Origin of the sequence: Chelatococcus sp. CO-6, from assembly GCF_001271345.1 — a bacterium.
GTDB classification, from domain to species: domain Bacteria; phylum Pseudomonadota; class Alphaproteobacteria; order Rhizobiales; family Beijerinckiaceae; genus Chelatococcus_A; species Chelatococcus_A caeni.
The window spans coordinates 2,597,501-2,622,199 of sequence record NZ_CP012398.1; the positions used below are offsets into that span (position 1 = coordinate 2,597,501).

Consider the following 24,699-nt stretch of genomic DNA (forward strand, 5'->3'; position numbering starts at 1 on the left):
CGTGCAGTTCGGGAACGTCCTTGACGAGCCGGCCGCTTCAAAGATCCTTGCATCGCCGAGTTCTATCGAAGCAATGATCGATCCGAGAGGCACCGCCAGCAGGTTCAGTCTGCTCAGATCCGTTCGTGATGCTCATCGCCCCATCCATCGGCAGGTGGAATTGCGGCTTCGCTCGATCGAAATTCGCGCGGTCCAACGCCGGTCGCCTTTCGAAAGGCGCGCGCGAAGCCGGCAGGAGAAGAATATCCCAGCTCTGCCGAAATATGGGTGATCGAACCGTTCGTGTGTCGCAGCAGTTCGGTTGCTCGCTGGATCCTCACCGTAGTCGTGAGGCTGCGAAAGTCGGTGCCGGCGCGGTGGATCTCACGCTGCAGCGTCCGAACGCTGGTGTCCATCGATCGCGCGACATCGTCGAGCGATACGCTGCCGGCGAAAACCTGTGTGCGAACCTGCTCGATAACGACATCGAGGAGGCTTCGTGGCGCCGCGCCCGGTCGGTCGCGCACCACATCCGCCAGGGTGATGAGGGGCTGCGATATGTGCTTCGACGCGGCCGTCAGGTGATGTCGCTCGAAGACGACTGCCACGGCGGGGGCGTTGAAGATGACAGGGCATTGAAACGTGTCTTCGAATATCGAGGCGCGGCGCGGCGCCTCGATATCAAGTTCAATGCGCAACGGTCGCCAACTTGTGGGCAGATATGCCCGGATCAGGCTCAGCAACTCGCCTGCAGCAGCGCTTGCGATGGGGGCATAGCCCTCGGAGCGGGCCAAGGCGAACGTGTAGCTATATCGGACTTCATCGGCGGAGACCGTGATCGCCATTCTATCGCCGGTACTATGGCAATGAAGGGCCTCGATGCTGCGGTTGATGGCGAGGCCCAGATTACCGGCGCCGAAGACGTAGCGTCCGAAGCTGCCATATCCGGCCGCATTCATGCCGGGAGCTATCAGGAGCCCGAGATCGGGCTCTCCCGCCGCCCTTCCTATCGCGTTGATGAAGGCGACCACCGCGCGTTGCGAAATGAAGCAGTTCCGCCCCTCGATCAGCTCGACATCGAACCCCGCCGCGCGATTGGCCCTCTGCAGAGCGCTCCCCCCGATCTCGTTCCGGACGAAGGCGGGCAGGCCCTGCAGGACATAGCTGGAAATGACCGGGACTGCCGCCATACGAGGATGCTCCTGAACCTGGCACGTGGCGTAAAATGGGTGGTTTCGATAACGAGTACTACCTAGCGTAGAAGAATGTGTCCGCTGAACTTATCGCCGGATGGTTTTGCGTCAAACGACAGGAACGGCGGATGCTCAACCAGGCTCTGTCTGGGGTACGGGGAGAGTTCGCGGTTGCTGGGGGGCTGGCTTCGGCACGCCGCTGCGAAAGGGTATGCCGTTCATGCGCAGCGGAGCCTGCCGCGTGTCCTCGGGCGAGTGGATCGGGAGCCGGACCGATGGTTCATCTCATCGTCCATTGTTGCCCGCATGAAGTCGCTCGTCATCATCGGTTTCGACGCCGTTGCCGCTGCTGCAACACGTGGCGGCGCCGTGTATCGATTTCTGCTGCTCCAAGTAGCGACAAGTGCATGGCGTCCATGATATCTTTGCACCGGAGCTTAAAGGCAACCGTCCACGGCTGGGCGACGGCGCTCATTAAAGTGGTGCTGGGACAGGCAACGGCCGCTCGCCCGTATCGATGTTCAGTATTTGGAACTCCGTCGCGTGCATGCGCATGCGATGGCCAGTCGTTCATCAGATCGTCTGAATAACCAATACAGGAGTCGAGGCGATGTCGAGGTTACGTTCCGCAAAACGTCATGGAATTGCCCAAGCTGCATGCGCCGCCATCCCTCTTGTCGCCATCCCGTTCTTCTCTGCCATGGCGCAGAGCGCGCCGGAGCGTAAGGCGTTTTTCGGCGAGACGCATGTCCACACGAGCTGGTCCTTCGACGCCTATATCTTCGGTAATCACGTAACCGGCCCGGCGGACGCCTACAAATACGCCAAGGGAGAGACGATCAAGCATCCTCTTGGCTACGACATCAAGATCACGACTCCACTCGACTGGATGGGCGTCACCGACCACTCCGAATATGCCGGGGTCGTCCGGCTTTCCAATGATCCCAGCTCTCCGATCAGCAAGTTGCCGATCGCAGACAAGCTGAAGGTGCGGGATGCCGCCGACATCCAGCGCCTCTATCTCTGGCTCGGCACGAGCATGATCAAGGAGAAGCCGATCGAGGCGCTGGTGCAGCCCGAGATCTCGGACACCGTGTGGAAGGCCAACAACGCGGCCGCCGACGCTGCCAACGAGCCCGGCAAGTTCACGGCGTTCTGCTCCTATGAATGGACGTCGAACCCCGACTACCGGAACATGCACCGCAACATCTTCTTCAAGGATTGCGCGAAGGTCCCGAACCACCCCTTCAGTTCGCTGGAATCCCAGGCGCCGGAGGACCTGTGGAACTGGATGGACGGTCAGCGCAAGGCGGGTAACGAGCTTCTTGCGATTTCGCACAACGCGAACCTGTCCGGCGGGCTCATGTATCCCACGGAGGTCGATTTCAAAGGGCGCCCGATCGACCAGGCCTGGGCTGAATCACGCAACCGCAATGAGCATCTCACCGAGATCAAGCAGATCAAGGGCGCGTCCGAGACGCATCCGCTGCTCTCGCCGAACGACGAGTTCGCCAACTACGAGATCCTCAACTATCTCCTGGGCGATCCCCAGGGGCAGTTCATCACCATCGGCGGCAGCTATATCCGGCAGGCTCTGAAGGATGGCATCGCGATGCAGGAGGCACGCGGCTACAACCCCTTCAAGACCGGTGTCGTCGGCGGATCGGATTCGCACAACACGGCCGTCCCTTATCGCCAGGAAAATTTCTTCGGCGGCCATGCCCGGCTCGACGGGACCGTCAAGGAACGCATGGGCGGACACAACTTTGCCGGCCTCGACGTACGCTTCGAGAATCCGGCCGGCCTGACGGGGCTGTGGGCCGAGGAGAATACGCGCGAATCCCTCTTCGAGGCGATGAAGCGCAAGGAAACCTTCGCCACGAGCGGCCCGCGCATCACGCTTCGCTTCTTCGGCGGCTGGGACTACGCGGCAGATGCCGCGGAGCGCAGCAACTGGGTCGAGGTCGCCTATGCCGGCGGCGTGCCAATGGGTGGCGATCTTCAGCCGCGCGCCGGCGAGAAGGCGCCGACGTTCATGGTGTGGGCGGTCAAGGACCCCACCTCGAGCAACCTCGACCGCATCCAGGTCGTCAAGGGATGGTCGAAGAACGGGCAGTCCTTCGAGAAGGTCTACGACGCGGTGTGGGCCGGCGACCGGACGCCCGATGCCGTAACCGGCAAGGTGCCGCCCATCGGGTCGACCGTGAATATCGCGGACGCCAGCTATACCGACACGATCGGAGCCGTGGAGCTCAAGGGCACGTGGACCGATCCGGACTTCGATCCGGCCGACGACGCCTTCTACTATGCGCGCGTCATCGCTATCCCGACCCCGCGGTGGACCACGATCCAGGCCAAGGAACTCGGCGTGCCGCCGCCGGAGGTCGTTCCGGCGACGGTGCAGGAACGCGCCTGGTCGTCGCCGATCTGGTACACGCCGACGAACGAGATGCGTGTTGCCGCCCGGAAGGGCCCGACGGAGGCGGATCTCAAGGAGCAGGGTGCCGTCATGCTCGACGAGGCGGCGCTCAAGGACTTGCTCGTCGGCAAGTACACCTGGATCCGCAATCACGTCACCGGCGGCGTCTTCAAGGTTCAGTGGGGCGAAAACGGCCAGATGCTGGTCATGAATGTCGACCCCCGCATCCCCCAGCCGTCGGAAGTGGGTGACGTGGTGCGCGCCTCCTACCTTGGGGACCCGGGCGACTATTCGATCCGGAATGGCAAGGTTGCGACCTGGTTCGGCAACCGGGAGTACGAGTTCACCGTCTACAAGCTGGAGGGGGGCGCGAAGGACCTCCTGACGAAGGGTGACACATACGTTGCCGCGCGGAGCAATGAGTTCGGCTACGCGAACTACGAGTTCGTTCCGACGCCCATCTTCCTCGGAACGGAGGTCAAGGACGCGACGGTGCCGACAGGGGCATCGGCGCAACAATGAAGTCGATCCGAAGGCATGGCCTGGCGCTTCTCTGGGCGCTGGCAGTGCTGCTGGGTGGTGGCTCCGGCCATGCCTTCGCCTGTGCGATCTGTCTGTCGGCGGTCTCCGTCACGACCGGGCAGCGGCTGGATGCGGCCGATCAGATCGTCCTCGCCGTGCCCATCGACGATGGGCAACGGTTTCGGGCCATGGAGATCGTTAAGGGAGACGTTCTCCCCGGTGCCATTGTCGAGGCGAGCGCCGATTCCGCCGAACCGGCGGATCCGCGGGGCGGCATGCCGCATCTGCTCGCCCGCAATGGCCTTTCGGGACGATGGACGAGCTACGGCATGATCGGCCCCGGACATGCAGGCTGGTTGCGGGAGTTCGTCAAGACCAACGACGGGCCTTCGAAGCGGCCGCCCCGCGCCTGGCCCCTGACGAGCGCCCTCCAGGCCGTCGACACCACCAACTGGTCCAAACGGATCTTTCTCATCGCACCACATCTCGAAAGTGAGGACCCGCTGGCCGCCGAAATCGCCTTCGGCGAACTCTCGCGGGCTCCCTACGAAGCGATGCGTCTGCTCCGGCCCACCCTCGATGCGGACAAGGTTCGCGGCTGGATCGAGGATCCCGTGCTGTCCCCGCGTCACGATGCCTACCTCCTGCTCCTGGGCATTGCCGGCAACGCCGATGATGCGACGAAGCTGGAGCGGCGCCTCGCCGAAGCCAGGGCCTCGCAGGATGCGACCTATCTCGCCGCCATGCTCGCGGCCGATCTGGAACTGAACGGGCCGTCCCGTGTGGCGTGGGTCGAAGAGAACTATCTGGCCGATCGCAGCCGCTCCGTGCCGGAGATCGAAGCAGCCTTGCTGGCCCTCAGCGTTCACGGAGGAGCCGTCGGTGCCATTTCCCGCCAACGGATCGTGGACGCCTACCGCAGGTTCATCCGCGAGCGCCAGCCGATGGCCGGGTTCGTCGCGCCCTATCTCAGCGAGTGGCGGGCGTGGGATGCCGTGCCCGACTACGTCGAGGTCCTGCGATCGAATGCGGTGAAGGACCCGGCCGGGCAATTCGCGATCCTGGTCTATCTGCGGGACAGCCCGGACACCGTGGCACGATCGGCGGCAGAAGCCTTCACGGCACACGCGAACTGAGCGGGCGATCCATCATGAGCAGCCTCACGGAAGACGACAGCCCCGCCGAAGTACCTTCAACAGCAAGCGCAGCGGAGCGCACCCGTATCGAGCGGCCGAGCTGGATCGGTCGCACCATGCGTGAGCCTCTCGTCCATTTTGTCGTGCTCGGTATCCTGGTCTTCGGGGGCTACAAGCTCGTCAATCACCAGCCGCAGGCGTCCGGGGACAGCCAGCGCATCGAGATCACCAAGGACGACCTGCGTCAGATGACGGTGGTTTGGCTCGCGCAGGGGCGCGAGAAGCCGACGCCCGAACAGTTGCGTGCGCTCATCGACCACAAGGCCACCTCGGAAATGCTCATGCGCGAGGCGATCGCACTCGGCCTCGACAAGGACGATGAGGTCATCAAGCGCCGGCTCGCGCAGAAGATGGATTTTCTCATCGCCGATGTCGCGACCCTGGCTCTGCCGACCGACGAGGAACTGGCAGCCTGGTTCGCCCAGAACAAGTCCGAGTTCACGAAGCCACCGCGGATCCGCTTTCAGCATCTCTACTTCTCGTTCGACAAGAGAGGCCAGGGCACACGCGCGGCTGCGGAGGCGAGGCTGCCGCTTGTCGCCGGCAGGTCACCCGCGAACCTTGGAGCAACGGATGCCGCCGATCCGTTCATGTTCCGCGATTACTACGCCGACGTCACTCCGGAGCAGATGGCGAAGGAATTTGGCGTAATCTTTGCGAATGCGATCTTCGAGCTTCAACCCGGCGATTGGCGAGGCCCTGTCGAGTCCGGCTACGGCTGGCACCTGGTCTGGGTCGAGTCGCGCGAGGCGCCTCGCGTTCCGACGCTCGAGGAAATCAGGCCGACTGTCCTCCAGGCATGGCAGGCGGAGAAGTACCGCGAGGTCAAGCAGCGAGCGTTGGACGAGATCCGGTCGCGGTACGAGGTCGTCGTTCCGCCGCTCGATACCCTCGACATCGATGACCTGACCATCGTGTCGTCGGGTCAAAGCCGCCGGTCCGCCGAATGACAGCCGCGCTTTCCGGCCGGTCGACGGCGGCGCGGCTGCTCGCCGCGCTGGTTGTCGCGATTCTGGGCTGGGTCGTCCCCGCAGCGGCGCACGAGGTCAGGCCCGCCTATCTGCAGATCGACCAGACGGACGACAGCCATTACACCGTTCTCTGGAAGACGCCGCTTCTCTCGGGAATGCCGCTGCCGGTCGTCCTCAGGCTTCCGGATGACGTGAAGCATGTGGTGGAGCCGCTGGAACGGCCGCTGCCGGGCTCCATCCTGCAGAAGCGCGTGATCTCCGCGCCCGCTGGCCTGGCGGGTCGCCAGATCGCGTTCGTCGGCCTCCAGGCGACGATTACGGACGTCCTCGTGCGGGTGACGTGGCTGGACGGAAGGCAGGCGAGCGCCATCGTGCGTCCGTCGCAGCCATGGTACCTGGTGCCGGCCGAGCAGAGCTTCTGGTCGATCGCCTGGGACTATACCGCCCTCGGCATCAACCACATCCTCTATGGTCTCGACCACCTGTTGTTCGTCGCCTCGCTCATGCTGATCGTGCGCGACTGGCGTGTCCTGGTGAAGACGATCACGGCCTTCACCATCGCCCATTCGGTGACCCTCGCGCTCGCCACCTTCGGCCTCGTCACGCTGCCTCCGCCCCCGGTCGAGGCCATGATCGCCCTCAGCATCCTGCTCGTCGCCGCCGAGGCGGTGCGGATGGAGCGCGGAAAGGTGAGCCTGACGATCACCTGGCCGTGGGTGGTCGCCTTCGGCTTCGGCCTGCTCCATGGCTTCGGCTTTGCAGGCGCTATGGTCGATCTCGGCCTTCCGCAGCGGGATGTTCCGCTTGCGCTCCTGTTCTTCAACGTCGGCGTCGAAATCGGCCAACTGATGTTCATCGCCGCGATCCTGGCGGTCGCCTGTTCGGCGCGGCTCATCTTCACATCGGGGCGGTCCATGCGGATAGCGGCCGCCTATGGCATCGGCGCCATCGCCGCCTTCTGGGTGGTGGAGCGCCTCGACGCGATCTTTCTTTAAGGGGAGGCTGACGTGGCAGGGAGCAAATTTGGCGCCGTGGGCGCAGCGATCTGGTTCTTGGCGGTCGTTGCCGCCGGATCCGCCCTCGGGCACACGGGCGACGACCATGGGGGAGGGGGCTTCTCGAGCGGGTTCATGCATCCGCTTCTCGGGCCCGACCACGTGATCGCGATGGTTGCCGTCGGGCTGTGGGGCGTGTTCCTCGGCGCGCCGGCAATTTGGGTTCTGCCCATCGTCTTTCCGCTGGTCATGGCCCTCGGTGGCGCATTCGGCATGATCGAGGTGCCGCTTCCGGCCGTCGAAACGGGTATCGCCCTGTCCGCGGTCGTTCTTGGCCTGTGCGTCGCTTTCGCCCTGCAGCCGCCGCTCTGGGCGGCGGCTCTCATCGTCGGCGCCTTCGCCATCTTCCATGGATACGCGCACGGGACCGAGATGCCGGTCGCATCCGATGCGCTTTCCTACGCGCTCGGCTTTGTCGTTGCGACAGGCCTTCTGCACCTCTGCGGCATTGCCTTCGGCAACCTGGCGCGCTGGCCGGTCGGCAAGATGGCCGTCCGCGCCGCCGGCGTCGTGATTGCGCTCGCGGGTGGCGCCTACCTGTCCGGGGTGGCGTGACCCTTCGCCGTTTCATCCTTTTGGGGGGAGGCCTGTCGTGGCTGATGCCACAGGAGGCCTTGGCGCATGGCGTTCTCAAGGGCGTCGGTGATTTCTATGCCGGGCTTCTCCATCCCATCGTCGTTCCCGCGGAGCTGCTTGCCATCGCGGCCATGGGACTGCTGGTCGGCCGGTCCGGTCTCGCGGCCTGCCGCCGGGGCATCCCGATGCTCGCCGCCGGCGTGGCGGTGGGCCTGGGTCTCGCATCGGTCGTCACGACATCCGGCACGACGACACCGCTTGTCGTGGCGGCCCTCGTTGCGGGCGCCATCGTCACTGCCGACCAGCGCGTGCCCCCGTGGGTCGCAGCCGGGCTGGCTGCCCTCGCGGGAACGGCCCTCGGCATCGATGCGGCACCGGAAGCGAAGTCGCATATCGCGGCCGTCACGAGCGGCGTGGCAACAATCGTCGGGAGCACGGCGCTTGCCACAATCATCGCGGCCCTTGCGCTTCGGGTGGAGAAGCATTGGCAGCATGTCGCAGCGCAGGTCGCGGGCTCGTGGATCACCGCCTGGGCCATGCTCTATTTCGCCTATCAGCTGGCCTTGCTGAGCCGGTGACCCAAGCCAATGCCAATCCCCGGCGGCAGGCCGACGATGAAACTGACATCGCCTTCGGAGTGCGTTCCATGAGCGAGCGGAAGTGGTTGCTCACTAATGCGGAACTGCGAATGAACGATATTGGGGGGAGATTGAAGGCTGCCAGGATGCAGGGCGGCTACGCGAGCGCCGCTGTCGCAGCGCGCACGTTCGGTTGGAGTGAGGTCACCTACCGCGCCCATGAAAACGGAACGCGCACGGTGAGTGTTTCCATGGCGAAGATCTATGCTGATGCCTTCGGGATCGATATTGGCTGGCTTCTTCTGGGGGCCGGCAGCGGCGCTTCCTCGTTGCCCGACGGGGCATAGATTTGACCGCATGGAGCCCGGGTGCGGAGCGATCAGCTTCGCGCCGACTATATGGCTCCGGGCTGCGAAGGAACCTTCAAGCTCGTCGTGGACCTGATGCTCGAAGTTATATTCTCGGGCACTCGAAAACGTACGACAGGGCGACCGAGGTCGAGATGGCGCGAAATGGCAAGTTCGACCGGCTGGTCCGGTTTACTGTCGGCACGATCGAAGCGGCTGCGGACCTCGGGCAACGCAGGCAGCACGTTGCGATGCACCTTGAGCGTATCACTTACGTTCGACATCATTTTCGCGCCGTCCTGGGAGAGGTTGCGAGAGGCGAATAATGGTCATCATACTCGTCACCTACCTCGTCCTGGTCTGGCTCTTGTTCTTCAAGCTGAAGCTGTTGCGGCTGACCTGGATAACCGGGGCGCTGGCCACATTGGTCGGCCTCTTCATCCTCGCCGTCTTCGCGGCACTGATGAACACGCTCACGCCGACCGGTCGCTTCGTGGTCGGATCGCGCGTGGTGGAGGTGACGCCCAACGTCAGTGGCGAGATCATCGCCATTCCAGTCAAACCCAATGTGCCGATCACGACCGGTACGGTTCTCTTCCAGATCGACCCTGCTCCGTTTCAGTACAAGGTTCGCGCGTTGGAAGCGGCACTGGTCGCCGCTCAGCAACAGGCCAATGTGCTGCAGGACAACTACAAGCAGGCGAGCGCGAACGTCGCCGGTCTCGAGAAGCAGGTCGAATTTCATCAGCAGCGGCTGGCGGACATCGCCAGGCTGGTGAAAGGCGGCGCGGCCACGCCATTCAGCGAGGAGGATACGCGGGAGGAACTCGATATCGCCACGGCTCAATTGGACGCTGCGAAGGCGCAACAGCTGAGCGCACGCGCGACGCTCGAATCCTCCATCAACGGCATCAACACGGCGGTTCTGCAGCATCGTGCGCAGCTGGACGACGCGAAGTGGGAGCTCGAGCAGACGACGGTCAGGGCACCGTCCGACGGCTATGTCAGCACCCTTGCGGTCGCCGTTGGAGCGCGCGCTCCATGCAAGGGCAGCGATGTCCTTCATCGTGGAGTCCGACCTCACAATCGTCGGCACTTTCATGCAGAACGGATTTCGAACAATCCGACCTGGCGCCAGAGTGCGATTGTTCTTTGATGTCGATCCGGGGCGCATCTACGAAGCCACCATCACCGAAATACCGAAGGGGGTCGGTCAGGGCGAGATCGCCGTATCGGGCACCTTGGCGCCCGTCGGATCCATTGGAGGGACGCTGGCCTATCCAGCGGTGATCTCGATCCCGCAGGACGCCGACCGCAACATCCTGCGTCTGGGGACGTCCGGAACCGCAACGGTGTTTTCCGAAAGCGCCGGCGTCATTGGATTGATCGCGCGCATCCTGCTCTGGGTCGGATCCTTTGCCGCGTACCTGTGATACTCCGCAGGCAAGGATGGGATCACCGGGTGTTCCCGTCGACTTCCGTCCGGCTGAGGCTGAGAGAAGCGTAAGCTACGAGGACGGCAATCCCGCGCGACCCGAGTTCGAAGGTGACGCTGTCGCTGCGGTCCTTGATGATGGACGTCCGTCATTCGATCGACCGGCTGTCACTTGCTTCTGAGCTCTTCCCCGTCCAGGCCAGGGGAAGGCACTTCAGCCTGAAGAGGACGGCTGTTGCCTCGGTCGCCTGCCGTCGGTGGGGGCGGGCCCATTGAAACGGCAGACTGCAGCGCGTTGCCCAGGCGCTCGAGCTCCAGTGTGAAGCAGTACAGACAAAACAGCGTTGCGAGCAGGATCGCTATCCTCGGAACGAGGATAAGCGCACCTTCAGTCAGTCCTGGCGTATGTCGCAGGAAGAAGAGACTGAACAGTGCCGCGCCGAAAACAAAACTCAGGCGGCCGACGAATCCGACGATATGGCCGAGGACGACATTGCGCCATCTCGGAATCTCAACCCTTGCGAGCCGATACCAGTAGGCCGCCTGGAATGCGCAAATCGCCACGACGAGGAGCGTCAACTCCATGGGCGAAACCGCATGCAGAACACCCAGATCGTCGATCACAATTCGGAATGCCCGCTGGATCGCAGCCAGAAGGGCGAAGGCAGCGGTGGTCTGAAGGGCCAGGCAGATCAGATACGGATAGACCAATTGTCCCGCCTTCGTGGATGAGTTCCAGTTGTCGGAAACAGAATACCACGCCCGCCGGCGAGCCTCTTCGGGGGCAGCCGAAGGCTGTCACGTCAATCACGAACAGGCCCATGCTGTGGTGGCGCCTCGATGCGGTGATGAGACCGCATGATATACTCATACTAGGTGTGAACTGGATCGGAGCGCGTTGATTCCTGCGATTCCGGCGTTGATGCCTTCGTCGTTCGCAGCAATTCCTCTGGCGGAATTTCTCGGGATTCCCGAGTTTGCAGGGGCCAAGCCGGTGAACGGCCCGATCCTAGGCCGTGTGCGCCGGACCGGGGCGTAAGATACGGTAGATTACCCCGTGGCGACCGGCGCCCAGCGCCGCCTCCGGTGCTTCAAACGGTGCCCTCGGTCGTCCGCGCGAGCATCAGAAATGAAAGGCGAGGCTCAGGAACGGCCCGTGCATCGTCGTGTCATAGCGGAAGGTGCCCGTGCGATGGCCGCTGGTGCTGTAGTCGGTGTACAGCGCACGGTAGCCGATCGCGGTCGAGACCGTGTCCGTCCACTTGTAGCCGACGGAAACGAGGCCCTGGGCGGTCAGGTCGGAGCCGACGCCGAAACCGCCGATGTCGGCAAGTGCGTTGACGAACCAGCGGTCGTTGATCCGGTACTGCAGGGCCACGCCCACGATGGGGTCGAGCCAGTCCTCGGTTTCCTCGTTCGTCAGGCTGAGGCCCGGCAGAAGGCCGGGATACAACGTCATCTTGGCGGTGAGCTGCTGGTAGCGCACGCCGGCCGTGAGGCTGACGTCGAGGTTCGGGTCGCCGAGGGGCAGCCGGTAACCCGCGATAGCGGAGGCGATGAACAGGCCCTGCCTGAACTTGACGGTGGGCGCGTTCGCTATCTTCAGCGTCGCACTGTCGGAAAGCCGGGCCCCGACGATGTCGATCAGGAACATCCAGTCGCCGTTCTTGGCGAGGAAGGAGCCCATCAGGGCCCCGTCGAGGTTCTCGAGCACGTCGGCGAAGGATGCATCGACTTTCGCCGCGGGCAGGTTGCGAACGCCGACGGTGCCCGTGAGCGACGTCGCCCAGCCGTAGATCGTCGCCTGGAACTGCCAGGAGCCCGGTGCCGGCTGCGCCGGCACCGGCGGCTGCGGCTGGAGATCCGCTCCCACGGCGGGGGCGGACAGCAGCGTGCAGCCCATGGCGCCGGCGACGGCGAACCGCTTCAGTCTCGACAAGGCGCATCCCCCTCTGCGCAGGTCCGGCCATCCGGCGCTTGCCAGTTCCCATGAGGAAGGATGCCACGTCCTTCGTCGTATGCAAATCTATTCGGCTACACTGGACTGTTCCCGCATAGGAATTCATGCAGCGACATCAGCTGCGATCGCGGCAAATGCTGCCTGAAGCGGTTCAACGCCCAGCAACAACAGGCGACCTTCATCCGCTCGGTGCGCTCAATCCCGGGACGGCCGCTCAGGCCGCCCCTCATCCGAACGTCGGGACGTCAGACGACCTTCTGCAAAAGATATATTGCCTCTCGCCGTTCGACATTGCGGTCGCCGTTATCGTGAAAATGGCGAATGTGATCGGACTGGTTGTGGTGCCGGTCCTGGTCTGTCGCACCCCGCCAATGCTCGATCAGGACGAAGCGCCTGGGATCGTTTCGATCCTCGAACAAGTCGTATTCGAGATTTCCCTCCTCCTTGCGTGATTTTTCGGTAATGACCGTCAGATCGTTCCGGAGTTCCTTCTCTTTTCCGGTCTTTGCATAAAGTACTGCAACCATGTGAACTTCGGACATGGCATGACCTCCATGCATTAGGCGACTTTACGAACACCATGTCGCCCACGCGGAAAATTGCGTGACTTCCTCGTATGCTGGTTCAACGCTCCCGCACAGGAATTGATTTCGAAGTGCCAGCCGTTTCAGCGGGTGGGCGCATGAGAAGGAAGCGTTCAGATCGCGTGAGCAATCGCACAGCGGTTCGTTCACTCACGCGATCCCTCTTCTGCGGGCGAGATCGTTCGATCGCCCGCCACGGTCGTGAGACCTCAACCCGAAACTATTCCTTGAAGTCTTTTTCAGGATTGGACCCATCCCAGTTCTGGAATACGTCCATGAAGCCGGGCACGGTCTTCTCGCGGGCCCAATCACGCTGAAGTTCGCAATACAGCTGGGTCTTGCTGATCAGTTGGGCGCCCGCCTGCTCCATCCGGCGCAGTGCCGCCTCGTGCGCCGCTTCGGAAGTGCCGCCGACCGCGTCGGCGACAACGTAGACTTCGTAGCCTTCCTTCAGGGCGTCGAGTGCAGGGAAGGTCAGGCAGGCCTCCGTCCACAAAGCCGTCATGATCAGCTTTTTGCGGCCGGTCTCGACGACTGCCTTCTTGAACTCGACATCCTCCCAGCTGTTGATCGTCGTCCGATCATAGGTGGGATAAGTGCCCAGCACCTCCATGAGCGGCTGGATCGGCGGCTTGTTCCTGCCGGTCGCTACGTTGACCGTCGAGTGGACGATGGGAAGGTCGTAGTTCACGGCGGCTTTCGCCGTCTGAACGATGTTGAAGACCAGTTCCTTCTGGCTCATCGAGCGGATGGAGCTGACCTGTATCGGCTGATAGTCGATGATGATGAATGCTGAGTTCCGAGGCGTCAGCAGGTGGTCTTTCAGTGGATCGCGGATTGGTTCGCTGGTCATCGCGCTTCTCCATTCAGTTGGGACTCGCCAGTGACTGCCGGAGGTCGAGTGCCTCGCAGAAGACGGCGGGGCGAGTTGTCCGCCGTCGAGAGCCGGTGAGGGAAATCGCCTTGGAACAGGCAAGTCACGGTGCCCGGTCCGATATGTGGATGGACATCCATCTTCGAGCCGCGCAAAAGCTCGGCCGGTCCGGCCTGGTCGAAGAAGACGAGGGGCCGATCCTCTGCCACGTCGGCGCCAGCAGCGCCCGGCACGCCTCGGAACCGCCCGGGCCACGGGAGCGGGGAATGATGAGCGCTTCAATCGTGTCGATGCCTGTGTCGTCGGGACGACCGAGGGGCAGAGCGGGATTCCAGCTCATCTCGTCCTCTACTATTCACCCGGAACGGGGAAAGAATAGGACGCAGAAAATTATATCAGAACCCGTTTTCCGTTCGCAAAAAGCGAACGCTGGGTTTGGCAGAAGCCAGCTTGGCCATCGCATGCTCTGAAGGAAGGGTCGCAGCCAACTACCTGTATTGTACAGTTTTGCTTGTGACGCATGGCCAAGGAGACGACGATCGCACGCGAATGGCTTGAGCAGCGCAGGAGGGAAAATGACTGACTTCGAAACGGGCAAGGAATACCGGGACGACAGGCATGGCCGCTACGTCGCGCGCATTCCAGGCATCGACGGAGACGCCGAGATCACATTCGCGGTCCGCGGCCCCGATCTGATCAGCGCCGACCACACCGGCGCCGCAGAAACCTTGCGGGGGACGGGGATTGCGCTGGGTCTGGTCCTCCACATGATCGACGACGCCCGTCGGCATGGCTTCAGGATCAGGCCGATTTGCCCCTATGTCAGAGCCCAATACCGCAAGCATCCGGAGTGGGCCGACGTGATGACGACCGATCCCGAGGATACGTCCGGGACCTGACAGAAAATTGCCGGCTTCCCGAAGCCCATGAAATTCCTGAAGCCGGTCACCAGCCGCGGCCTGCGGGGAACCTTGGGCCAGGAACCCGCTCGGGGCTGCCGGGCAGCGCGAAGACCGTCATCTTCTTCTCTTTACGTCGGGCTTTCCGCAGATCTGCCACGGGGCCCGATGAGCGGTTCGGGCCGTGGGCCGACGTGGAGCCTGTCCCCGCCGGCAAACAGCCCGCCCTGTGCCTGCGCGTCGAGCCGTTCGCCGTCGCGCCGACGGATGTCGTCGCTCACCTCGCTCACGTCGAGCGCTGTCATACCGAGTGCCTTGAGCCCCGCGCCACCGAATGTGAGCGCAGACTCGAAGGTCTCGCGGATCTCGTAATCGACACCAGCCTTGCGCAGCTTGATCGAATGCCCGCGGTCGTACGAGCGCACGAGCAGCCGGCAGGTCGGGAAATGCTCTCTCACCAGATCGACGATGCGATCGGTGACGGCGGCATCGTCGACGCATACCATCACCATGTCGGTGTTCTCGGCGCCCGACTGACGCAGGATGTCCAGCCGTGCACCGTCTCCGAAGTAGACCTTGAAGCCGAACCGCTCGGCCTCCCGGATGCGGTTGGGATCATTGTCGATGAGAGAAATCTCGATACCCTGCGCGAGCAGCATCTGTGACGCAATTTGGCCGAAACGGCCGAAACCGATCATCAGCACCCGGCCCTTGAGGCCCTCCGCTGTCTCGATTCCCTCCATCGAGACCGGCTCGTCCTTCAACCAGCGATCGGCCGCGATAAGGACCAGGGGCGTAACCGCCATGGAAAGAATGATGACGCTGGAAAAGACCGCATTCTCCGCAGTGCTGATCACACCGCCGCCGGCCGCGGCCGAATAGAGGACGAAGGCGAATTCACCCCCTTGCGCGAACAGCGAGACCCTGCGCAGCGCCTGGAGGCTGGTCGCGCCGAAAGCCCTGGCGACGGCATAGATCCCGATCGCCTTCACGACGACATAGGCAGCCAGAAGCGCCACGATCATCCGCCAGTCGGTCACGACGACGGACAAGTCGAGCGACATGCCGACCGCCAGGAAGAACAGGCCCATCAAGAGGCCCTTGAAAGGCTCGACGTCGGTCTCGATCTGGTGCCTGTAGCTCGATCCCGACAGCATGACGCCGGCAAGGAACGCTCCCAGCGCCATCGAGAGGCCGCTCATCTCCATCAACAGAGCGGAGCCCAGGACCACGAGCAGCGCGCCGGCGGTCAAGACCTCGGTGTTGCGGGCGCGGGCGAGAAGCGCGAAGAACGGATCGAGCAGCCAGCGCCCAATCGCCACCAGCAGGAGGATTGCTCCGAGAGCGACGAGCAGCGCTGTGGGGTCGACACCAGCCCCGCCGCCACCGGCCGCCGAAGCCCCCATGAAGGCGACGGCCGCCAGCAGCGGCACGATCATCAGATCCTCGAGGAGCAGGATCGATACCGACTGCCGGCCCTGATCGCTGGCAAGCTCACCGCGTTCCCGGAGGATCGACATGATCACGGCGGTCGATGACAGGACGAAACCGGAGCCTGCGATGAAGGCCGCGGGACCGGGCAGCCCAAGGAGCATCCCGGCACCGGTGAGAAGCGCGATGCAGACCAGGACCTGGGCAAGGCCGAGCCCGAAGATCTGCGCCCTCAACGCCCAGAGCTTCTGGGGGCGCATCTCGATGCCGATCAGGAACAGGAACATCACGACGCCGAGTTCGGAGACGTGCAGGATGGTCGAGGGGTCGTTGAAGATTCCGAGCACGGACGGTCCGACCAGGAGGCCCCCGGAAAAATAGCCGAGCACGGATCCCAGCCCGATCTTTCGGAAAAGCGGCACCGCCACGACTGCCGAGCCGAGCAGGACAACGGCTGGTCCGAGCGTCTGTGCAATGCCTGCCATGATGTCTCTCCTGGTAGTTCCCGATCGCGCCGAACGTAGCATGGCAAGCCCCCCGGAGTGGCTGCTCCGGGGGACCTTCTCAATCGAGGGGCTGCAACCCCGCCTCGATGGATGCGCGACGGCTCTCGAGGAAGGGTGGCAGGGCCAAGCGTTCGCCCAGGCTCTGCAGCGGCTCGTCGACGGCGAAGCCCGGACCGTCCGTGGCGATCTCGAACAGATTGCCGTTCGGCTCGCGGAAGTAGAGCGAGCGGAAATAGTATCGCTCGACCTCGCCCGAGCTCGGGATGCGGAATTCCGACAGACGCGCCGCCCAGTCTCGTATTGCCTCGACATTCGGCGTCCGGAAGGCCACGTGATGAACGGCGCCGGCTCTCTGGCGCGCCATGGGCAGGCCGGGCTGGACCGCAACATGCAGCTCGGCTGCCGGTCCTCCATCGCCCATGCTGTAGACGTGGACCTCGCCGTGGCCGTCCGGCGAGACGTATTGGCGGTCCTCCTTCATGTTGAGCACGCGGGTCAGGAGCGCGTCGGTCATCTCCAGCTTCGGCACGGAGATCGTGATCGGACCGAGGCCGCGGAACTGATGCTCTTGCGGCACGGGGCTGCGGTCCCACGGGTGCGAACGGCCTGCGCCGCCGTCATTCACGATCCGGAAGCGCTGGCCTTCCGGATCCTCGAAATCGATCGCCGCGCGGCCGTCGATCATCCTGATCGGTTCGGCGGCGACGCCCAGGTCCTCAAGGCGTGTGATCCAGTAGTTGAGGCTGTCTTCGCCCGAGACCCTGAGACCCGTACGGCTGATGGACGGCGTGCCGCGCCGTTCGCGTTCCAGCGGCCAGTCGAAGAAGGTCAGATCCGTTCCCGGCGTTGCCGCGCCGTCGGCGTAGAAGAGGTGATAGGCGCTGGTATCGTCCTGGTTGACGGTCTTCTTGACCAGACGCAGGCCCAGCGTCTCGGTATAGAAGCGCTTGTTGGCCGGGGCGTCAGCGGTGATCGCCGTCAGATGATGGATGCCGGTCAGTTGCATATCGGCCACTCCTGTTTCGGTTGCGGCCAATATGACGATGCCGATCGCGCAGGGTGAGCCCTGAACGCCCTGACCCTCCGTTCGCAGTTTGCGAACGGTTTCGGTTGTCGCGGCGACGCTGAATACCGTAATCGTCGGGCATGAGATGGACGATCGAGGAAATCAGGACGTTCCTGGACGTGTTGGACGCGGGCAGCGTGTCAGGCGCAGCCGCCCGATCGAATCTGTCCAAGTCCGTCGTCAGCAAGCGCATCGCCGACTTCGAGGCCGCGCTCGGCACGGCGCTCTTTCGGCGGCACGCCGGCCGCATTACGCCAACCGAGAGCGCCGAGGAACTGGCTCTAAGACTGCGGCCGGCGCTCACCGAGATCACCCGGGCGGTCGAAAGTGCGGCATGGGGCATGGCCGGCTTGCGGGGCACGCTTGCGATCTCCGCGCCGATGAGCTTCGGCATACGCCACCTCAGTCCCGTGATCGCCGAATTCGCTCTCCAGCATCCGGACCTCGAGATCCATCTCGACTACGATGATCAATTCATCGACCTCGTGCGCGGTCGGTTCGATCTTGCGATCCGCATCGGCCAGTTGCCCGATTCCAGACTGATTGCTCGAAAGTTCTGCGAGGATCCGCGGGTCGTCGTCGCAAGTCCGCACTACATCACGCAACGGGGCGAGCCGGAAACGCTGGCCGACCTACACGCCCATCCCTGCATCGGATATCTCAATCTTCAATCGTCGAGTGTCTGGCAGTTCCTGCGAGAAGACGGAAGTGTGGTCGGCCTTTCCCTGGACAGCCGGATCTCGGCCAATAACGGCGAGGCGATGCGCGACATGGCCATCGCCGGATTGGGCATCGCGCTGTTGCCCATGTTCATCGCCCACGATGCGCTGACATCGGGGCATCTTATGAGAATCGCAAGGGACCTGAAGCCGACATCCTTGCCCATTTCCGCCGTCTGGCGGCCCGTGAAGCCGATGCCGATGAAACTGCGGGCGATTATCGACCACCTGGCAAAGGCGTTCTCCGATGGCGCCCCGTGGGCGCTGTGACCATCAGCTGAAGCTCCCTTGCTGAAGAAGCAGTTCCGCCGGATGCTGCAGCTTTCGCCCCGTTAGCCGTTCCACCTGTGAACGGCATGGGAGCCCCGTAGCGACTGCTTGCCCCCCGTCGGTCCGATCCTTCCAGGACAGGTCGAAACTCTGCTCGGATAAGTGCCGGTGCTCATCTTCGTGTCCGAACAGCCCAGCCATACCACCGCATCCTGTCTGTTCCGGTCGCAGGCTGTGGCCGGCGGCCTGGTCGCAGGTCCGATGTGTCGTCGGGCAAGTCGGTGAGAAGGGCGATCGACGCGGCCGGGCGGGCCAGGAAATATGCGGGCACCCTGAAGCCTCTCTCTACTGCCTCCACCGTCCGCTTCGTTAGTTTTGGGTGATTGGCGCAGTTAGGGTGTGACGAACTTTCATTCGATCTGTACCTTTTGACAGCAAACCCTCGCCACAGTCCCATCACCCCGCCGCGTCGCTCCTCCGATGCCTTTCCGCTCGCGCACAGTCCGTGCTGTCGCCGCCCTCTCGTTGACCCAGCTCATTGGCTGGGGCGCCACGTTCTGGCTGCCTGCCGTGACCGGACCGGCCATGGCCGATGAACTGGGCATGGCCCTGCCCATGGTCATGGCGGGACCTACGGTCATGCTCATTGTCATGGCCATGGCGTCCTGGCCGCTGAGCGCCGTGTTCGAGCGCCACGGCGCGCGCTCGGTCATGGTCCTGGGATCGCCCCTGGGCGCAGCTGGCCTGCTGGTCATGGGCCTCGCCGATGGGCCGACGGCCTATTTCGCGTCATGGACCATCCTCGGGCTCGCCGGCGCGGGCATGTTGACGACACCGGCGCAGATCGCCGTGGCCGAGATCGCGGGCGAAAAGGCGCGCCAGGCGCTCAGGGCGCTGATATTGGCCGGCGGGCTGACATCGACGATCGTCTGGCCGCTGACGGGACTCTTGCAGGCGCAATGGGGCTGGCGCACGACCACGCTGCTCTATGCCGTCGTCATGCTGCTCGTCTGCACGCCACTGCATTGGACGACGCTTGCCCGGCGGCCGAGGGACAAATCCGCCAGGGAGGCGGCCGCCGAGCCGGCACCTGTCGACCGGCCCCGTTTCGCTCTTCTGGCCATGAGCTTTGCCGCCAATGGCTTCGTCACCTGGGGCTTCGCGCTCACCATCATCATCCTGTTCGAGGCTGCGGGCCTCGATCACGCCAGTGCGCTGGCGGCAGCGGCCTTCATTGGTATCGCCCAATGGCTGGGGCGCATGGTCGATGTCCTCGGCGGCCGGCGCTGGTCGGGCTTTGTCATCGCTCTTGCCGCTTCTGCCCTGTTTCCGTTGAGCTTCGTCGTCCTGCTGCTGACGGGCACCTTCGTCGGCGCCATGGCCTTCGCCACGCTCTATGGCGTGGCCAGCGGCATTACCGCCGTTACCCGCGCGACGCTGCCGCTGCAGATTTTTCCCGCCGGCGCCTATGCCCGCGCATCGGCGCAACTGGCGGTGCCGCTCAACCTGTCCTTTGCCGCCGCGCCGCCGGTCTTTGCCGCCATCATGACGTCCGCCGGGCCCCATGCCGCCCTGTGGCTGGCCTTCGCGATCTCGATATTCGCCTTCTGCGCCCTTCTCGGGCTCTTGCTGCTGCAGCGCCGGATGATCGGCGCCTCACATCAGCAGGCGCCCTTGGCTGCCGATCGGGCCGAACGCCCCTGAGCATTTGGTTTCTTCAGAAGTGACGCATCGGTGCATAATCCGGCTTCGATTCTGAACCATATGGGGTGGGTAGATGCTCTTCGAGAGAGGACAGCTGGAGGCTGCGGCCGAGCTCGTTTATCGGCATATGCAGGCCACGCCGCAGTATGTCTGGCCCCTGCTGTGCGAGCGTGCCGGCGCGACCGTTTGGGTGAAGCACGAAAATCACACGCCGACCGGCGCGTTCAAGATCCGGGGCGGTATCACCTTCATGCACTGGCTGCGACATTCGCATCCCGAGGTTTCCGGCATCGTGACGGCGACGCGCGGCAATCACGGCCAGTCGCAAGCACGCGCGGCGAAAGCCCTGGGCCTCAAGGCGAAGATCTTCGTGCCGCTCGGGAATTCCAGGGAAAAGAACGCCGCCATGCGCGCCTTTGGCGCCGATCTCGTGGAAACCGGCCGCGACTTTGACGAGGCGAAGATTGCCGCCCAGCGGGCGGCGCAGGAAGAAAACCTGTACTTTGCCCCATCCTTCCATCCCGAACTCGTGCGCGGTGTCGCCACCTACGCGCTCGAGTTGTTCTCCGCCGCGCCCGCCCTCGATACGGTCTACGTGCCGATCGGCCTGGGTTCCGGCATCTGCGGCGTCATCGCGGCGCGTGATGCGTTGGCGCTCAAGACGAAGATCGTCGGGGTGGTCTCCGACAAGGCCGATGGCGCCAAGCTGTCCTTCGAGGCCGGGCGCGTCGTCGAGACCGCGACAGCGGACACCTTTGCCGACGGCATGGCGGTGCGAATTCCCTCGTCCGAGGCATTGGCCATCTACGGCAAGGGCGCGGAGCGGATCGTGGCCGTGAGCGACGACGATATCGCCACGGCCATGGGCGCCTATTTCGAGGACACCCACAATCTCGCGGAAGGCGCGGGCGCGGCGGCGCTCGCCGCGCTTCTCAAGGAGCGTGACACCATGCGCGGCAAGGAGGTTGCGGTCATATTGTCCGGCGGCAACATCGACCGCGATCTCTATCTCGCGATGATGGCTCGCCCGTCGAAGCGCTGAACCCGCTCGCGGCTGCTCCGACAGCGACAGTTGCAGGCGGCCGCGTCTTCGTCATCGTGGAAGGCGCCGGCACCGGGCCGGAGCGGCATCTGCACGATGACGTGCTCGGGTGTGAGGGCGGCCTTGCGGTGGGGTAGATAGCCTGCAGGATCGTAGGCGTCGCTCCGCACGGGGCTCAACGCGCCCGCATAAACACGCGTTTATTTCTTCGGGCGTGTGGCCGTCTCGAATTCCTATGCGCTTCGCGGATAAGCCTGATCCATCCTTGAACGACTGCAGGGATGCTGGAGGGAATGCTCGCGGCGGCCTCGCCGGGCGGCCTGGAAGCTCGGCTTCCGGACCCTGAAGCAGGATCAATTCGTGTCCCGGGGGGAGGGCGAGAAGGCAACCCGGCATGCCATGGCCGCTGCCTCGTCGCCAGGGGATTCATGATCGTTGCGAGCCCCGCCCACCGGGTGCGGCCGCGAACAGTTCTGTCTTCCAGCAATGCTAATCGAGGACGGAGGGTTCGATGACCTGCGCCGACGATGCCGCTTATAGGAATGCCCCGACCGACGACCCCTACGACGGATCCGCACGACCGGCGCGGCCGATGTGGAAGCTCGTGGTTCTGGAAGGCTGTGGGCTCGCCGTTCTGTTCGTCCTGGCGGCGGGCATCGCCATTCTGCCGACCCTGGTCCTCCTGTGGCGCCACCACTAGACGCCGCGATGCCCGCTACCCCAGCCCATTTATAAGATTTTTATATCTTCGCCATTGCGCCTCTCTCGAACCTTTATGCGCTTTGGCGCGATAGTCCCGCCACCTCGGCCGTCCGTCGGCCATGAAGAAATGGCGCGGCGAAAGGTCGTGACGCCGTATTCGGAAGACGGCCGCCCGTAGATGCGCAAAAAGGTGCTTCTTCCGGCGCCTTCCGGTGAAGAAGGGGTGTGGGATGATCTTTGATTACATGCTCGGCGGTGCTGTGACGTTGGTTGTCGCGGCTTACCTTGTCTACGCACTGTTGCGGCCAGAGCGGTTCTGACCAGAGCGGTCCTGAATTGTCACCGGCCCGGTGCGGCGCGGCGGCACCAGGCCGGGTACGGTCCGACCGGTTCTCCACCTCATTCCGCGATTTTCCACGGGCAAGCCCTCGAGCCTCGGGCGTCATGTCCGGCACGGGCCGGTCATCGCCCGGCATTTCCGGGCGCCGCCCGTCGGGGCCGGCCGTAGCGGCGCAGCCCTCAAGATCCAAGCTGGAGTCACTGATGAGCCAGTCCAAACCGGCGAGCATTTTCGATGCTCGCATACTTGTCCCCGCACTCGGGGGCGCATTTCGAAAGCTCGATCCCCGCACGCTGGCCAGAAACCCGGTGATGTTCGTCGTGGCCGTCGTCTCGGCCCTGACGACGGTGCTGTTCCTCAAGGACGTCGTGACCGGGGCGGGCGACCTCGGCTTCTCGTTCCAGATCATCCTCTGGCTCTGGTTCACGATCCTGTTCGCGAATTTCGCCGAGGCAGTCGCCGAGGGGCGCGGCAAGGCGCAGGCGGATTCGCTCCGCCGCTCGCGCACCGACACCCAGGCGAAGCTGCTGGTGAACGGCAACGTCAAGCAGGTCGCCGGCACGAGCCTGAAGGTCGGTGACGTGGTGCTCGTCGAGGCGGGTGACATCATCCCGTCGGACGGCGAGATCATCGAGGGCATCGCCTCGGTGAACGAAGCGGCCATCACCGGCGAATCCGCCCCCGTCATCCGCGAGTCGGGCGGTGACCGCTCGGCGGTGACCGGCGGCACGCAGGTGCTGTCGGACTGGATCAAGGTGAGGATCACGGCCGCGGCCGGATCGACCTTCATCGACCGCATGATCGCGCTCGTCGAAGGGGCGGAGCGCCAGAAGACGCCGAACGAGATCGCGCTCAATGTCCTGCTCGCGGGGCTGACGCTGATCTTCGTGCTGGCGACGGCCACCATTCCCGCCTTCGCCGCCTATGCCGGCGGTTCCATTCCGGTCATCGTGCTCGTGGCGCTGTTCGTGACGCTCATCCCGACCACGATCGGCGCGCTGCTCTCCGCCATCGGCATCGCCGGGATGGACCGGCTGGTGCGCTTCAACGTGCTGGCCATGTCGGGCCGTGCCGTGGAGGCGGCGGGCGACGTCGATACACTGCTCCTCGACAAGACCGGCACGATCACGCTGGGCAATCGCCAGGCGACCGAGTTCCGCCCCGTCAAGGGCGTGAGCGAGCAGGAACTGGCGGACGCGGCGCAGCTCGCCTCGCTGGCCGACGAGACGCCGGAAGGGCGCTCCATCGTCGTGCTCGCCAAGGAGCGATACGGCATACGCGCGCGCGACATGGGAAGCCTCCACGCCCATTTCGTGCCGTTCACGGCGCAAAGCCGCATGAGCGGGGTGGACTTCGACGGCTCCACCATCCGCAAGGGCGCGGTCGACGCGGTGCTCCGGCACATCGAGCTCGCCTCCGCCGCCGGCGGCACCCCGCGCGCCAGCAACGAGAGCAAGCGCGAGCTGGAGATGATCGCGAGCGACATCGCCAAGATCGGCGGCACGCCTCTCGCCGTGGTCAGGGACGGCCGGCTCCTCGGCGTCATCCACCTCAAGGACATCGTCAAGGGCGGCATCCGCGAACGCTTCGCCGAGCTGCGCCGCATGGGCATCCGCACGGTCATGATCACTGGCGACAACCCCATGACGGCGGCGGCGATCGCGGCGGAGGCGGGCGTCGACGACTTCCTCGCCGAGGCCACGCCCGAGAACAAGCTGAACCTCATCCGCGAGGAACAGGCCAAGGGCAAGCTGGTCGCCATGTGCGGCGACGGCACCAACGACGCGCCCGCGCTCGCCCAGGCGGACGTCGGGGTGGCGATGAACACGGGCACGGTCGCCGCCCGCGAGGCCGGCAACATGGTCGATCTCGATTCCGACCCGACGAAGCTCATCGAGATCGTCGAGATCGGCAAGCAGCTGCTGATGACGCGCGGCGCCCTGACGACCTTCTCGATCGCCAATGACGTCGCGAAATATTTCGCCATCGTGCCGGCCATGTTCATCGCCCTCTATCCGCAGCTGGGCGCGCTCAACGTCATGGGCCTGGCGACGCCGCAGAGCGCCATCCTCTCGGCGATCATCTTCAACGCGCTCATCATCATCGCGCTCATTCCGCTGGCGCTCAAAGGCGTCGCCTACAGGGCGATCGGCGCGAACGGCCTGTTGAAGCGCAACCTTCTCATCTACGGCCTCGGCGGCCTGATCGTGCCCTTCATCGGCATCAAGGCGATCGACCTGATCATCACCGCCATCGGCCTCGCCTGAGCACACGGAGTTCAGGACATGACCCTGCTTTGTCTGTTTCTCGGCCTCACCGTCTTCGGGCTCC

At 64.1% G+C, this 24,699-nt stretch carries 23 protein-coding genes and 1 pseudogene; 16 read left to right on the forward strand and 8 right to left on the reverse strand.

The genetic code is table 11. From position 1 onward, the window contains the following. Nucleotides 1-113 precede the first annotated feature (113 nt). Nucleotides 114-1,169, reverse strand: coding sequence for an AraC family transcriptional regulator (locus tag AL346_RS12215; protein WP_019403501.1), 1,056 nt, complete (start codon nt 1,167-1,169; stop codon nt 114-116). Between the two features lie 703 nt (nt 1,170-1,872). Between AL346_RS12215 and AL346_RS12220 the strand changes: the two genes are divergently transcribed. From AL346_RS12220 to AL346_RS25585, 9 genes are all read left to right on the forward strand, one after another. Further along, nucleotides 1,873-4,113: a DUF3604 domain-containing protein gene (locus AL346_RS12220; RefSeq protein WP_019403502.1), complete on the forward strand. Its 2,241-nt coding sequence runs from the start codon at nt 1,873-1,875 to the stop codon at nt 4,111-4,113. Then, the gene (locus tag AL346_RS12225) at nt 4,110-5,249 is read left to right on the forward strand and encodes a hypothetical protein (protein WP_019403503.1); all 1,140 of its coding nucleotides are present in this window, start codon (nt 4,110-4,112) and stop codon (nt 5,247-5,249) included. The genes AL346_RS12220 and AL346_RS12225 overlap by 4 nt, the downstream gene beginning before the upstream one ends. Nucleotides 5,250-5,263: 14 nt before the next feature. Beyond that, a complete protein-coding gene (locus tag AL346_RS12230; RefSeq protein ID WP_156332744.1) occupies nt 5,264-6,259 on the forward strand; it encodes a peptidyl-prolyl cis-trans isomerase in 996 nt (331 codons plus the stop codon). After that, nucleotides 6,256-7,275 (forward strand): HupE/UreJ family protein, encoded by a 1,020-nt coding sequence (locus AL346_RS12235; RefSeq protein ID WP_019403505.1) that lies wholly within the window; start codon nt 6,256-6,258, stop codon nt 7,273-7,275. Before AL346_RS12230 ends, AL346_RS12235 begins: the two co-directional genes overlap by 4 nt. Nucleotides 7,276-7,311: 36 nt before the next feature. Further along, nucleotides 7,312-7,890 carry a HupE/UreJ family protein gene (locus AL346_RS12240; RefSeq protein ID WP_019403506.1) on the forward strand — a complete coding sequence of 193 codons (579 nt, stop codon included), beginning with the start codon at nt 7,312-7,314 and terminating at the stop codon, nt 7,888-7,890. 44 nt (nt 7,891-7,934) lie between these two features. Then, entirely contained in the window at nt 7,935-8,489 is a 555-nt protein-coding gene (locus AL346_RS12245; protein WP_082312504.1) for a HupE/UreJ family protein, read from the forward strand. Nucleotides 8,490-8,557: 68 nt separating this feature from the next. Beyond that, a complete protein-coding gene (locus tag AL346_RS12250) occupies nt 8,558-8,836 on the forward strand; it encodes a helix-turn-helix domain-containing protein (RefSeq protein WP_019403508.1) in 279 nt (92 codons plus the stop codon). 325 nt (nt 8,837-9,161) lie between these two features. Beyond that, nucleotides 9,162-9,992 carry an HlyD family secretion protein gene (locus AL346_RS12255; protein WP_040405123.1) on the forward strand — a complete coding sequence of 277 codons (831 nt, stop codon included), beginning with the start codon at nt 9,162-9,164 and terminating at the stop codon, nt 9,990-9,992. After that, nucleotides 9,982-10,269 carry a hypothetical protein gene (locus tag AL346_RS25585; protein ID WP_019403510.1) on the forward strand — a complete coding sequence of 96 codons (288 nt, stop codon included), beginning with the start codon at nt 9,982-9,984 and terminating at the stop codon, nt 10,267-10,269. Before AL346_RS12255 ends, AL346_RS25585 begins: the two co-directional genes overlap by 11 nt. Before the next feature lie 170 nt (nt 10,270-10,439). Here AL346_RS25585 and AL346_RS25380 read toward each other — a convergent pair whose 3' ends face one another. The 5 genes and pseudogenes from AL346_RS25380 to AL346_RS25590 all read right to left on the reverse strand — a co-directional run. Further along, nucleotides 10,440-10,982 (reverse strand): hypothetical protein, encoded by a 543-nt coding sequence (locus AL346_RS25380; RefSeq protein ID WP_197286561.1) that lies wholly within the window; start codon nt 10,980-10,982, stop codon nt 10,440-10,442. A 412-nt stretch (nt 10,983-11,394) separates the two neighbouring features. Continuing rightward, nucleotides 11,395-12,210 (reverse strand): hypothetical protein, encoded by an 816-nt coding sequence (locus tag AL346_RS12270; RefSeq protein ID WP_053193706.1) that lies wholly within the window; start codon nt 12,208-12,210, stop codon nt 11,395-11,397. A 266-nt stretch (nt 12,211-12,476) separates the two neighbouring features. Further along, nucleotides 12,477-12,773, reverse strand: coding sequence for a putative quinol monooxygenase (locus tag AL346_RS24655; RefSeq protein WP_040403305.1), 297 nt, complete (start codon nt 12,771-12,773; stop codon nt 12,477-12,479). A 262-nt stretch (nt 12,774-13,035) separates the two neighbouring features. Continuing rightward, complete coding sequence (locus AL346_RS12275; RefSeq protein WP_019400082.1) at nt 13,036-13,668, reverse strand: hydrolase; 633 nt, start codon at nt 13,666-13,668, stop codon at nt 13,036-13,038. Nucleotides 13,669-13,751: 83 nt separating this feature from the next. After that, nucleotides 13,752-14,029 (reverse strand): annotated as a pseudogene (locus tag AL346_RS25590) (pirin family protein); the annotation flags it as partial. 235 nt (nt 14,030-14,264) lie between these two features. On the opposite strand from AL346_RS25590, the gene AL346_RS12280 reads away from it, so the two are divergent. After that, a complete protein-coding gene (locus tag AL346_RS12280) occupies nt 14,265-14,588 on the forward strand; it encodes a GNAT family N-acetyltransferase (RefSeq protein WP_019400083.1) in 324 nt (107 codons plus the stop codon). Nucleotides 14,589-14,719: 131 nt separating this feature from the next. Here AL346_RS12280 and AL346_RS12285 read toward each other — a convergent pair whose 3' ends face one another. Next, nucleotides 14,720-16,504, reverse strand: coding sequence for a monovalent cation:proton antiporter-2 (CPA2) family protein (locus tag AL346_RS12285; protein WP_019400084.1), 1,785 nt, complete (start codon nt 16,502-16,504; stop codon nt 14,720-14,722). 79 nt (nt 16,505-16,583) lie between these two features. Further along, on the reverse strand, nt 16,584-17,531 hold the full coding sequence (locus AL346_RS12290) for a ring-cleaving dioxygenase (RefSeq protein WP_019400085.1): 948 nt from the start codon (nt 17,529-17,531) through the stop codon (nt 16,584-16,586). 140 nt (nt 17,532-17,671) lie between these two features. On the opposite strand from AL346_RS12290, the gene AL346_RS12295 reads away from it, so the two are divergent. The 6 genes from AL346_RS12295 to kdpB all read left to right on the forward strand — a co-directional run bounded on the left by AL346_RS12295 (nt 17,672) and on the right by kdpB (nt 24,635). Then, complete coding sequence (locus AL346_RS12295) at nt 17,672-18,580, forward strand: LysR family transcriptional regulator (protein ID WP_019400086.1); 909 nt, start codon at nt 17,672-17,674, stop codon at nt 18,578-18,580. A 480-nt stretch (nt 18,581-19,060) separates the two neighbouring features. Continuing rightward, nucleotides 19,061-20,284, forward strand: coding sequence for an MFS transporter (locus AL346_RS12300; RefSeq protein WP_050996426.1), 1,224 nt, complete (start codon nt 19,061-19,063; stop codon nt 20,282-20,284). A gap of 73 nt (nt 20,285-20,357) precedes the next feature. Continuing rightward, nucleotides 20,358-21,326, forward strand: coding sequence for a threonine dehydratase (locus tag AL346_RS12305; protein ID WP_019400088.1), 969 nt, complete (start codon nt 20,358-20,360; stop codon nt 21,324-21,326). Between the two features lie 511 nt (nt 21,327-21,837). Next, nucleotides 21,838-22,026 carry a hypothetical protein gene (locus AL346_RS25055; RefSeq protein ID WP_026014762.1) on the forward strand — a complete coding sequence of 63 codons (189 nt, stop codon included), beginning with the start codon at nt 21,838-21,840 and terminating at the stop codon, nt 22,024-22,026. Nucleotides 22,027-22,273: 247 nt separating this feature from the next. Next, nucleotides 22,274-22,348, forward strand: coding sequence for a K(+)-transporting ATPase subunit F (kdpF, locus tag AL346_RS25945; protein WP_371179617.1), 75 nt, complete (start codon nt 22,274-22,276; stop codon nt 22,346-22,348). Nucleotides 22,349-22,571: 223 nt separating this feature from the next. Then, a complete protein-coding gene (kdpB, locus tag AL346_RS12315; protein ID WP_026014763.1) occupies nt 22,572-24,635 on the forward strand; it encodes a potassium-transporting ATPase subunit KdpB in 2,064 nt (687 codons plus the stop codon). Nucleotides 24,636-24,699 lie beyond the last annotated feature (64 nt).